At 29.2% G+C, this 11,874-nt stretch carries 10 protein-coding genes and 1 pseudogene; 9 read left to right on the top strand and 2 right to left on the bottom strand.

The features are described 5' to 3' along the window. Positions 1 to 79: 79 nt before the first annotated feature. From VJI77_RS07135 to VJI77_RS07125, 3 genes are all read left to right on the top strand, one after another. Positions 80 to 760, top strand: a complete 681-nt coding sequence (locus tag VJI77_RS07135; protein ID WP_009354435.1) for a response regulator transcription factor — start codon at positions 80 to 82, stop codon at positions 758 to 760. After that, positions 750 to 1,964 (top strand): sensor histidine kinase, encoded by a 1,215-nt coding sequence (locus tag VJI77_RS07130; protein WP_323988898.1) that lies wholly within the window; start codon positions 750 to 752, stop codon positions 1,962 to 1,964. Before VJI77_RS07135 ends, VJI77_RS07130 begins: the two co-directional genes overlap by 11 nt. A 773-nt stretch (positions 1,965 to 2,737) precedes the next feature. After that, positions 2,738 to 4,165 carry a carbohydrate-binding domain-containing protein gene (locus tag VJI77_RS07125; RefSeq protein ID WP_323988897.1) on the top strand — a complete coding sequence of 476 codons (1,428 nt, stop codon included), beginning with the start codon at positions 2,738 to 2,740 and terminating at the stop codon, positions 4,163 to 4,165. A 78-nt stretch (positions 4,166 to 4,243) separates the two neighbouring features. On the opposite strand, the gene VJI77_RS07120 is transcribed toward VJI77_RS07125, so the two are convergent. Beyond that, positions 4,244 to 4,597 (bottom strand): GNAT family N-acetyltransferase, encoded by a 354-nt coding sequence (locus tag VJI77_RS07120; RefSeq protein WP_323988936.1) that lies wholly within the window; start codon positions 4,595 to 4,597, stop codon positions 4,244 to 4,246. Between the two features lie 59 nt (positions 4,598 to 4,656). Continuing rightward, positions 4,657 to 5,979, bottom strand: coding sequence for a MocR-like pyridoxine biosynthesis transcription factor PdxR (gene pdxR / locus VJI77_RS07115; protein WP_323988896.1), 1,323 nt, complete (start codon positions 5,977 to 5,979; stop codon positions 4,657 to 4,659). A 95-nt stretch (positions 5,980 to 6,074) separates the two neighbouring features. Between pdxR and VJI77_RS07110 the strand changes: the two genes are divergently transcribed. From VJI77_RS07110 to VJI77_RS07085, 6 genes and pseudogenes are all read left to right on the top strand, one after another. After that, complete coding sequence (locus VJI77_RS07110) at positions 6,075 to 6,626, top strand: ECF transporter S component (RefSeq protein WP_313961559.1); 552 nt, start codon at positions 6,075 to 6,077, stop codon at positions 6,624 to 6,626. Further along, positions 6,627 to 7,442, top strand: coding sequence for a bifunctional hydroxymethylpyrimidine kinase/phosphomethylpyrimidine kinase (locus VJI77_RS07105; protein WP_323988895.1), 816 nt, complete (start codon positions 6,627 to 6,629; stop codon positions 7,440 to 7,442). Between the two features lie 578 nt (positions 7,443 to 8,020). After that, positions 8,021 to 8,332, top strand: a complete 312-nt coding sequence (locus tag VJI77_RS07100; protein ID WP_323988935.1) for a DUF6556 family protein — start codon at positions 8,021 to 8,023, stop codon at positions 8,330 to 8,332. An 18-nt stretch (positions 8,333 to 8,350) separates the two neighbouring features. Further along, a pseudogene (locus VJI77_RS07095) lies at positions 8,351 to 8,650 on the top strand (thioredoxin family protein); the annotation flags it as partial. Further along, positions 8,640 to 9,332, top strand: coding sequence for a cytochrome c biogenesis CcdA family protein (locus VJI77_RS07090; protein WP_323988894.1), 693 nt, complete (start codon positions 8,640 to 8,642; stop codon positions 9,330 to 9,332). The pseudogene VJI77_RS07095 and the gene VJI77_RS07090, both read left to right, overlap by 11 nt. A 326-nt stretch (positions 9,333 to 9,658) precedes the next feature. Continuing rightward, positions 9,659 to 11,874, top strand: a 2,216-nt coding sequence (locus VJI77_RS07085) for a GbpC/Spa domain-containing protein (protein WP_323988893.1), incomplete at its 3' end; no start/stop codon positions are given.

Here is an 11,874-nt window from a genome sequence, read left to right as displayed (position 1 = left end):
TATACTTGATTTTAAGTTATTTTAAGGTTATACTGTTATAGTATATAAAAAAAGTATAGAAAAAATACGGGGTGTTTTTATGAGGATTTTAATTTGTGAAGATGAGATTGATTTAGCAGATGGTCTTTGTGCTATTCTAAAAGGTAATAAGTATTCTGTTGATGTCGTTTATGACGGAGAAGAAGCACTTACTTATTTGGAAGCGGAAAACTATGATGCTGTTGTTTTAGATATTATGATGCCGAAAGTTGATGGTATTACTGTTTTAAAAACTATAAGAGAAAATGGAAATAGTATTCCAGTTATTATGCTTACTGCAAAGTCTGAACTTGACGATAAGATTGTGGGACTTGATAGTGGAGCAGACGACTATTTAACTAAGCCTTTTGAAGTTAAGGAATTGCTCGCTAGACTTAGAGCTATAACTAGAAGAAAAGAAAATGTAACAGACAATGTTTTGACTTTTGGAAATATTACTTTAAACAGAACTACTTTTGAATTGTCATCAGAAAAGGGCAATTACAAACTTACAAACAAAGAATTTCAAATGCTTGAAATGTTAATGTCAACACCTTCAAATATCATTTCAGCTGATACATTTATGGATAAAATATGGGGTTATGATACAGATTCTGATATAAGTGTCGTTTGGGTTTATATTTCATATCTTAGAAAGAAACTTGCAAAACTAGATGCAGATGTTGAGATAAAAGTAACTAGAAATGTTGGTTACTCTTTGGAGGCTATAAATGGAAAGTAAACTTAGAAAAAAGTTTATCTATTTTTCAGTTGGAATTATCTCCATTGTAATTTTGGCAATTATGGCTTTTGTAAATGTTGCTAACTTCTATAATCTTAAACATAGTTCAGATGAACTACTAAAAACATTAATTGAAAATAATGGAGTTATGCCAAGTTTTGCAGTAGTTAATGAAAATGCTGATGAAAAAAAGACATTATATCTTAAGAACTTTTCTAACAGATTTTTTACAGTTAGAACAGATAATCAAAAAAATATTGTAACGGTTAATACAGATGATGTTTTTTTTACAAGTGCTTCCGATGCTGTTGATTATGCAAAAGAAGTTTTGGCTAAAGGAAAACATAGTGGCTATTACAAGGGTTTTAAATATATGGTTGAAAATACGGATAAGGGAAAGTTGATTGCCTTTGTAGATGTTGTAAAAGATTTTGATGTCTTTTATTCAAATCTTGGAAATAGTGTTATTATAAGCCTTTTAGTTTTAGGACTTGTTACATTCTTTTCATATGTTTTATCAAAAAAAGCTGTTGCACCTATGGTTCAAGCATATGAAAAGCAAAATGCTTTTATCACAGATGCAAGCCACGAGTTAAAAACACCACTTGCTATAATAAAGACAAGTGCAGATGTGCTTGAAATGGAAGGTGGGGAGAGTAAGTGGACAGGAAATATTCATAAGCAGGTAAATAGATTAAATGGACTTATCGGTAATTTGATTTCACTTACTAAACTTGAAGAATCCGATGACTTAGATAAATTAGATTTTTCTTTTTCAGATGTGCTTAATGATTGTATTACAGATGTTAAAGACTATGCTTTAAGTTTGGATAAAAATATAGTCACAGATATTGAAGATGGAATTTCTTTTAAAGGGAATGAAAAATTAATTAGACAGGTTATAGGAATTTTGCTTGATAATGCTATTAAATATGCAAAAGAAAATAGTGATATAAATGTAAGATTAACAAAGCAAAATAAAAAAATAGTATTTACTGTAGAAAATGAAGCAGACAATTTAGAAATTAAAAATTATAATGTCCTATTTGAAAGATTTTACAGAGCAGATAGTTCAAGAAACAGTAAAACTGGCGGATATGGAATTGGGCTTTCTATCGCTCAATCAATTGTTTTAAAACATAAGGGGAAAATTTCTGCTGATAGTTTTGATGGAGAAAAAATTGTTTTTATAGTTAAATTATAAAAAATTGAATAATATAGATTAGAGCTGTTATTAAATTAATAGCTCTTTTTTGTGTTTTTTTATATATAAATTTAAATAATTTTTAAAGTTTTTTTTAAATTTTTTAATACTTTTTGAAGATGATTTACGATTCACGTTCAGCTATTAAACTAAGATTTCTCTCTATACGTCATTTTGACTGTAGCGAAGCGGAATATGGAAATCTCATTTTTTTATTAAAGTATAGTCAACTACAATCATTACATATATAATCACTGGGCTTTATGAGATCTCTCGACTGCGCTCGAGATGACGTGTTAGGGGTGTTTCTCTTCAAAGTGATAAGACGTGAAATATTTTGTTTTCTATGCAATTTTTAAAATAATTTTTGAAATTTGTTTGCTCTTAACGTCTAGCTCTTAATCGAAGATTTCTCCAAATACGTCATTTCGACTGTAGCGAAGCGGAATGGAGAAATCTCATTTGATTGTTTACTTGTAAACAATCAACAGTAGGTCTGATGCAAAGATTGTCCAAATCTTTGATTTGAGTACAATCGACTGTAGAGATCTCACACTTTTGCTTGTAAGCAAGCAAAAGTGAAATGTATCGTAGATACATTAATTATTGGAGTCTAATTTTTATAATTTACTGCTTTCATTAAGCTTTTTTACTCAAAAATATCTTTTAAAATAAAAATATATTTAAGGTTAATCAAAGGTTACTTTTGTAAAATGTAATTACAAAATATGAATAAGAATTTAATTGTGTTGAAATAGTATTAAGGAGGACATATGAAGGCTAATAAATTGGTAGTTGAATTATTCAGTTTGGCTATATTGTCTGGTTGTTTGGTAGCTTGTAGTAAACCTACAAAAGAAACCAATACACATTCGATGCAAAATATGAAAGTAAATAGAACTAATTCAAATGCTAAGTCGAATATTTTTGCTGATGATGATTATGATGCGATGATCGATGAAAAAAATAGTACAATTTTGAATTTAAGTGATATTTCTAAAATAAAAGGAGAACATGTAAGTGTTTCTGGAAATGTTATAACTATTTCTGCAGGAGGAACTTATATTTTAACCGGTAAACTCGATGATGGTCAAATTGTAGTTAATGCAAAAAGTAATGATAAAGTAAAACTTGTGTTGAAAGGAGTTGATATTTCTTCATCTAAAGGAAGTCCTATTTTAGTTGAAAATGCTAAAAAGACTATTATTACTCTAGCATCAGACACTAATAATAAATTGGAACTAAAAGGTGAATATAATAAAGAGGACAACAAGGATTCAGTTATTTTTTCAAAGAGTGATTTAAGTTTTAACGGTACAGGAATTTTAAATCTTTTCTCACCTTATGGGAGAGGAATTGTATCTCAAGATAAGGTAGTCTTTGTAGATGGAAAGTATGCAATGGATACTGCTGGAAATACTGTAAGTGCTAATAATTCTGTAGCAATAGCCGATGGTAAATATGATATTAAGTCTGGCGAGAAAGGTACAGGATTAAAAGCTTTTGGAGATGGTAATAAAGGCAGAGTATATATTGCAAATGGAAATTTTAAGATTTCCGCTGGGAAAGACGGAATAAATTCAAATTCGAAAGTTACAATAAACAATGGAAATATAAATATAAAAAGTGGAGATAACGGCATCGAAAGCGAAAATATAGACATAAGAGGCGGAAACACACAGGTTGTTTCGAAAGATGATGGCATATTTGCAAGTAGCAAAAAAGATACTGAGCCAGATTCTCTACATATACAAATAAGTGGGGGAAAAGTTAGTGTTTATTCCGAAAAAAATGGATTAAATTCTAAGGGTGATATTTCCGTAACTGGAGGAGAAACTATTGTAGAAAGTTCAAATAACAGCGAAAATTCAGTACTGAATTATGAAGGCTCTGCTAAAATAAGTGGAGGAACTTTTGTAGGTGCTGGAAATTCTTCAACAGTTAAAAGTTTTGGAGATTCTTCAACTCAGGGAAGTATGTTGATGAAATTTGACAAAAAAACTAAAGAAAATCTGAAAGTTTTGGATGAATCAGGAAAAACCTTAACGGAATATAAACCAAAATCGGAATATCAAACTGTTATAGTGAGTACAAAAGGGATAAAAGAAAATAATAAATATACTTTAGTGGCAGGGAATCAGACTTTAGACGTTTTCTTAGATAAGATAAATTATAAATCTGCCGAACTTGTTGAAAAATAATTGAAATATATGGAAAAAGTAACTGATGATTGTAAAAAGCTGTGAAAAAATTCACAGCTTTTTTAATGTAAAATAAAACTATCTAATATATGAAATCATATCTTTTTCTTCAATCCTAACCATTTTCATAGACTTGTAAAATTCATTATCTCTAATATCGTGAATATCTGTAAAAAGGCAAAAAGTTCTAACATCTTTATATTTATCTGAAACATACTTAAATAGTTTTGTTCCAATTCCTTGCCTATAGTAATTAGAATCTACAATTAAGTCTTGAATAAGTAATATGTGTTCGCCATCTCCAACACAACGAATAAAGGCAATTAATTTATCATTCTCGAAAGCACCTAAAAGATAAAGTGAATTTTTAAAAGTTCTTTTTAGTTTTTCATCATCTTTTAGATATGCAGACCAGTTTGCAGATTTAAAGATTCTCTTTATTTCTTCAAAATACTTATTATAATCAAATTCCTTAAACTCTATAAAACCTCCTATATTTCTAGGAATAATTTAATCCCCTCTTTTAATTTTTCGTCACTAAGTGTTGCAAAACCTAATAAAATCGAAGGTGTTTCTCTTTTTGTTCCATAAGAACCAAGTCCATAAACTTTTATCTTTTTTTCTTTTGCTTTTTTTATAATATATTCTTCTGAGTAAGTTTTTGGATATTCTAAAACCACATGAAGCCCTGCATCTGCACCTCTTATAGTGAGATCTTTTCTTTCGTTTAACATATCCATTAATAGTTGTCGTTTTTTAGAGTAGATTTTTCTCATTCTGTTAAGATGTTTTTCAAACTCCCCAGACTCTATAAAAGTTGTAAGCATTTTTTGCACCATAATTGAAACGGGACAGATGAAAAATTTGAAAATTTTATTATATTTTTCAACCAAATCGAATGGTAAAACCATAAAACTTACTCTAAAGCTTGGAGAAATTGACTTTGAAAAAGAGCCAATATAAATTACTTTATCATTCACATCAATTGATTTTAATGCTGGAACGGGTCTTTTTGAATACTTAAATTCACTGTCATAGTCGTCCTCGATTACATATTTTATCCTTTTCATATTCAAGAGTTCAACACGTCTTTGCATATTCATTATAACACCGGTTGGAAATTGATGAGCTGGAGTAATAACACAAAAATCTGACTTTGATTTTTTTAATTTTGTTAAATCCATTCCATTTTCATCTACTGGTATAAATTCATAGTTTATATCATTTGTATCCATGATATTGGAAAGCATGTTGTATCCTGGGTCTTCAATTCCAAATTTTCCTGAAATCAATTTAAAAATAATTTGGAAAAGATATTCTGAACCACTTGAAATTACAATTTGTGAAGGGTCAGCCTTAAAACCTCTTGATTTATCAAGATATTCTGAAATTTGTGTTCTAAGTGGAAGATAACCTTGATAATCAACTTTCTCTAAAATATCTTTATTGTCGAAAATATTTGAAGATATTTTTTTGAATATCTTATAAGGAAATTCTTCACTTACACCGCTGTATGAAAAGTCATATTCGATATTTTCTTCTTCTTTTGTTATGTGGATTGGCTTGCTATCTAGGACATAAAGCTCTCCAACATCAGAAACAAAAAAACCCTGTCTTTCTTTTGAGTAAATAAAGCCTTCTTCAAAGAGTTTTGAATAGGCGTTATCTACAGTATTTAAAGAGATATTATACTCTTTTGCAAGATTTCTCTTGCTAGGTAGTTTTTTATTAGCTTTGTAAGTTCCTTTTATTATTTCATTTTTAAAATACTCATATATTTGCATATAGAGTACACCATTATTTAATATTAACATTCTGACACCATAAAAAAATATTATTTTGATACTACAAACAGTATCAATATCTATATTATACTATATTTGATTAGAATTAACAAAGGAGCATTTATATGGAAAACAAATTAAGTATTAAAAAAATAACATTAATAGGAGTAATGGCAGCAGTTGTTTTTGTAGCTTCACAAATCCAAATCCAAATACCACTTGGAGCAAGTGCAACTAGAGTACATATCGGAAATGGATTTTGCCTATTATGTGGACTTTTATTAGGGCCTCTTGCAGGTGGTCTTGCTTCTGGCTTGGGCTCAGCAATTTTTGACCTAATAAATCCAATTTATCTACCTTCTGCACCATTTACATTTACATTTAAATTTTTAATGGCTTTCATATGTGGTAAAATCGCATACTCAAACGGAGCAAAAGCAGAAGACTTTAAGAAAAATTTAATAGGTTCAATAACAGGAGCTGTCACTTATGTAATTTTATATTTATCTAAAAGTTATATATCTGATATTTATGTTAAAGGATTACCACAAGCAGGAGCAATTGCAAAAGGGCTACAAAGATTATGGGCTTCATCAGTTAATGCAATTGTTGGAGTTTTAATTGCTGTTATATTGGTAAAGGTTTTAAAGCCAATTTTGAAAAAGAGTATAAGATAAATGAGAATTTTAGTATTTAATGACTACTGTGTAGTTGGAAATATGGCATTAAAGGCAAATATTTCAGTATTAACACAAAATGGTCATGAAGTGATTGGAGTTCCAACCAAAATATTCTCTTCTAATATGAGTTATAAGGATTATATTAGTTTTAATATTCCAAACTTTTCTGAAACAGTCCAAAAAGTTCTTGAAATTAAGAAAGTTGATGCAATTTATATTGGATTTATTGATAATGATGAAGTTTTTGTAATAATAAAAGAAATTTTACAAAATTTTAAAGGGAAAGTCATTTTAGATCCAATACTTGGAGATAATGGTATAAAATACTCCGGAACAACTGCAAAACAAATATCTTTTTATAGAGAACTTTTGAATTTTGCAGATGTAGTAACACCAAATCTCACAGAGGCTATTTTGCTGACGGATTATAAAAAAGTATTTTCTAAAATAGAAAGGGAAGATGTAGAAAAAATCGCAAAAAAACTTGCTGAAATGGGTGCAAAACTGGTTATAATCAAAAGTTTTGAAGAAAAAAACAAACTTAATACTTTTTCTTTTTGCGAAAACTCAATAAAATGGTTTGAAAGTGAAAAAGTTGATATAAAAATTTGTGGAACGGGGGACGTGTTTTCGTCTCTTGTAGCAAGTGAGTTGATAAAAGGAGAAAATGTAGCAAGTGAGTTGATAAAAGGAGAAAATCTAGAATATTCAATCGATGAAATCCAAAATCTAATAACTGAAAATATTAGAAAACAAGAAAAACAAGACGGGCTAAATGAAATACAATTAGAAAACTTTAAAATAGGCGGATAGCCTATTTTTTGTTGGGAAAAACTACCAAAGTCCTATTAAGAATAAGATTATTATAATGTATGTATCTACGATACATTTAGTTTTGCTTGTTTACAAGCAAAACTATGAGATCTCTCCATTCCGCTACGCTACAGTCGAGATGACGTGTTGGGAAGATTTTTTTCCAAGTGCTATGACGTGAATTATTTAGTTTATTTATATTTTTAAAATACTATGATGTAGATTTTTATTTGTTCTACTATAGTTATAAAGATAATTTGAAGTTTATTTACAGTTAACGTCTAGCCATCAAACGAAGATATTTTCTTATACGTCATCTCGACTGTAGCGTAGCGGAATGGAGAGATCTCATACTATTATTTGTTTACAAATAATAGTAAGTCCTGTAAAGGACTTGTATAAAAATACAATAATAAGATTCAATGACTCTGGAAATCTCCTAAATCTCCATGTTTGTAGATAATTAAATAAAATTATCACGGACATTTGTACTAAATTTAAAGAAAATAGAAAATTTTTTATCATACTTCTTTTTGATTATGATTATTCATTTTTATTAGAGGGTATAATTTTATCAAATTCTAAAAGGAGAGAGAACTATGAAAAAGAAGATTGCAGTTTTATGCTCAGTGTTCGTTATAGTTTTTGGAATTTTCATTTTTAAAAACTTTTATATGAATAAAAACAATAAAGATGATAGTAATGAAAACTCCAAAAATAATACTATCACAGAAAACAAATCTAATAACAATAACAATAAAAATGATAGTAGTAACGACAACAAAAACAGTTCAGATTCTAAAAACTCTAATTCAGATGAGAATCTAACTTTAGAAAGTCTAAAAAGTCAAAAAAAGGTTATGATTTTAGACTTTAGCCAAAATGGATGACATGCTTGTGCTGTTCAGCACCCAGTTTTGGAAAAACTGAGAAAAGAATATAAGGATAAAGTAATAATAAAAACTATCGACCTTAGAAAACAACAAGCATTTGCATCACAATTTCCAGTAAGAGTAACACCTACTTTATTTTACTTCAATGCAGATGGAACACCTTATGAAGCAAAGGGAGATTTGGCGAAGAAAATAAGTTATGTTGCTTATGAAGATAAGAAAACTGGCGAATTAAAGTTTGGTGGATCAGAAGGTGTTGTTAAATATGAAGAATTAAAGCAAGTTATTGAGGAGATGTTGAAGAATGTTAAATAATTTAGAGAATATCATTGGAGAAGGATTGAAATCTTTTGGTATCTTAGCTCCAATCCTCGCATTACTTGGAGGAATACTAACTTCTATTTCACCTTGCTCGCTTGCATCAATTCCTTTGATTATTGGTTTTATGACTGGAACTAAGGAAGATGACACTAAAAGAGCTTTTAAAATTTCTGTTGTATTCGCCATTGGAATGGCAATAACTTATACAACTTTAGGTGTTTTAGCAGCTTTACTTAGTAAGATTTTTAATCAATCAGGACAACTTTGGAATATATTTTTAGGGATTGTAATGATTTTAATGGCATTGCAAACTTGGGAGATAATAAATGTAGTTCCAAGTAAAATTTTGACTAATAAAAGCAAAAAGACTGGATATATAGGTGCTTTGATAGTTGGAATAATGGCAGGATTGTTTTCAAGTCCTTGTTCAACTCCAATTTTAGTTGCATTACTTGCGATTGTTGCTTCAAAAGGAAGTTTACTTTGGGGAGTATTACTATTTTTGCTATATTCAATAGGCAACAGTATTTTGGTAATAATTGCAGGAACTAGTACAGGCTTTGTTGGAAAAGTGATGTCAAATAAATCTTATGGAAAAATATCAGATATTGTAAAAATTGTTTTTGGAATAATAATTTTACTTATAGGTCTATATTTCTTATATTTAGGCTTTTAATTAGAAATTTTAGAAAAAAATTCGCCCTTCTGAAATATTTGTATTGGGTGAGTTTTCGGAAGATTTTTTACTTCACAAGAATTAGAACTTAGTAAAAAACTAAGTTCTTTTTTATGGTTTTTATATATAAATTATTAAAAAAATAGAATTTCTAACGATTTAAGCCTCAAAAATGTGGACATTTGTTGTTATTTATGATAAAATATAATAGGTGACATTTTTTATTAAATATTATTTAGAATGTTAGCAAATTTTTGAGATTTTTAAAAATTATAGTTAAAAAGCAATTATTAAAAAAATATTTCTTATGGAAAGGGGATTGAATAGTGAAGAAAAGGGAATTTATTAATAAGCTTGTATCGGTAATGGCAATAGTTTCATTGATTATGCCAATCGCATCTCAAGCTTATGCAGCAGATCCAATTAAGGGAATAGAAGTAAAAGCTGATAGAACTGAGTTGGATAAAGCTGTAAAGGAAGCAAAAGATTCTGGATTAGATATTACAGAAGATTCTGTAGTGGATAAAGGTTCTGTTGGTTCTAATGCAGAGGCTAATACTAAATTAGCGGAAATTGATGCTGATTATAAAGCTCAGATTAAAAAAATTAAAGAAACAAAAGTTAAATTGGATGAGTATAAGGCTAAAAAAGCAGAATACGACAAGAAAAAAGAACAATATGATAAAGATTTAGCTAAATATGAGGAAGATTATAAAAAATACTTAAAAGAGTATGATGATTTTCAAAAGCAATACGAAAAAGAAAAAAAAGAAATGGAAAAGGCATTAGAAGATTACAAAAAGAATAAAGATAAACCTGGATTTTTGTCTTCTCCATATGCTAAAACACTTGTGTATGATTCAGAACCAGATGCAAAGTTAACTCTATCTGAGAATCAAGGAAAGTATGTATCAGCTAATGCGGTTGATAATGCATTTAGTAAAACAGACAAATATGCTGGAAAAACGTTGCAATTAGATGATATGAGTGTTAAAGATTTGGAAAATGCCGGTGGTATTACAAGCAAATCGGAATTGTATGGTAACTTTGGAGATAAAGCTTCATGGAAAACTACTGTTAGTAATAATGGTACGGTAAAATGGGCAACAGTTCTATTACAAAAGGGACAAAGTGTAACAGCCACATATACAAACCTTCAAAAAACTTATTACAATGGTAAAAAAATCTCAAAAATAGTTTTTAAATATACTTTAACTTCAGACTCTGCTTTTAAGAATACTAAGGCATGGTTAGGAATCTTTACAGACCCAACACTTGGGATATTCGCATCTGCTTACACAGGCGACACTGAAAAAGATACTTCCATTTTTGTTAAAAATGAATTCACTTTTTATGATCAAGATGGAAATCCAGTTGAATTTCAAGATGCGTTAATGTCAGTCGCATCTCTTAACCGTGAACACAATTCTATAGAGCTTGCTAAAGATTATATGCCAGGACAATTTGTAAAAATTTCCGGTTCAACAGTAGGCGAAGATACAAAACGTAATTTGATTTATGCAACTGAAAGCTTGAACTTTAAACAAGGTGAAGGTGGTTGTAAACATTCTATGTATAAACGTCCAAGTGAACCTGGATCAGGTTGGGATACTGCTGATGCAGAAAATTCATGGTATGGTGCTGGTGTAGTTAGATTACAAGGTAGTAAAAATTATATTACACTTGGGGCAGCTTCTGCTACAACTATTTTAGATCCTCCAAATTATGGACCTATAGTTACAAATAAAGATAATAAAGAAGGTAAAAAACCTAATATTTGGTACTCTTTAAATGGTAAAGTTCGTGCGATTGGTATTCCTGAAATTAAAGCAAAGGAACCTAATAAGCCAACTAAACCTACACCACCAGAAGAACCACAAAAGCCGGATACAAAAGTTACTTATCACTACAGTGTGCTTTATGTAAAATCACAAGTAGAAAAGAAAGTGCTTAATGAAAACAATCAAGATATAAATAATAGTGTAGTAAAAACAGGTTCAGTAGTAAATTTTGAATTAAATACTTCTGCTTTTCCAAAAGGACATGAAGAAATAAAATCCTTAGTTTTTACTGATACATTACCTGAAGGTTATGAACTTGATTTAGCAGGAACTCAAGCAAAGAATATTGATTATAATGTAGAATATACAGAAGGAACAAGAGTTCTTAAATTTACAGCAAAGGAAAGTTTATTACAAAAAATAAACGGAGACCTTACAAAAGAAGCAAAAGTAACTTCACCTATAATTACAGGTAAGGTAACAAAAGAAGGAACAAAATACGAAAATAAATTTGATATCAATATAAACAATGTTTATAAAGTTGAATCAAAACCAGTAAAAGTATTTACACCAAAGAAACCAGTAAAAGATGTATTTGATAGTAAAGATAATAAAGCAAGTATAGACGGTAAAGAAGTAAAAGCAGGTCAAGAACTACTTTACAAGGTCACTTATACAAATACAACTGGAAAAGAACAAAAGGTTGTAATAAAGGATAAGATTCCAAAACATACAACTTATGTTAAAGACTCCGCTGATAA

Origin of the sequence: Parvimonas sp. D2 (assembly GCF_035282635.1) — a bacterium.
Lineage (GTDB): Bacteria > Bacillota > Clostridia > Tissierellales > Peptoniphilaceae > Parvimonas.
This window is presented reverse-complemented; position numbering and strand designations above follow the sequence as displayed.

Coding starts and splice junctions, on each gene's coding strand:
- VJI77_RS07135 (WP_009354435.1), top strand. CDS start 80: ATGAGGATTTTAATTTGTGAAGATGAGATTGATTTAGCAGATGGTCTT.
- VJI77_RS07130 (WP_323988898.1), top strand. CDS start 750: ATGGAAAGTAAACTTAGAAAAAAGTTTATCTATTTTTCAGTTGGAATT.
- VJI77_RS07125 (WP_323988897.1), top strand. CDS start 2,738: ATGAAGGCTAATAAATTGGTAGTTGAATTATTCAGTTTGGCTATATTG.
- pdxR (WP_323988896.1), bottom strand. CDS start 5,979: ATGTTAATATTAAATAATGGTGTACTCTATATGCAAATATATGAGTAT.
- VJI77_RS07110 (WP_313961559.1), top strand. CDS start 6,075: ATGGAAAACAAATTAAGTATTAAAAAAATAACATTAATAGGAGTAATG.
- VJI77_RS07105 (WP_323988895.1), top strand. CDS start 6,627: ATGAGAATTTTAGTATTTAATGACTACTGTGTAGTTGGAAATATGGCA.
- VJI77_RS07090 (WP_323988894.1), top strand. CDS start 8,640: ATGTTAAATAATTTAGAGAATATCATTGGAGAAGGATTGAAATCTTTT.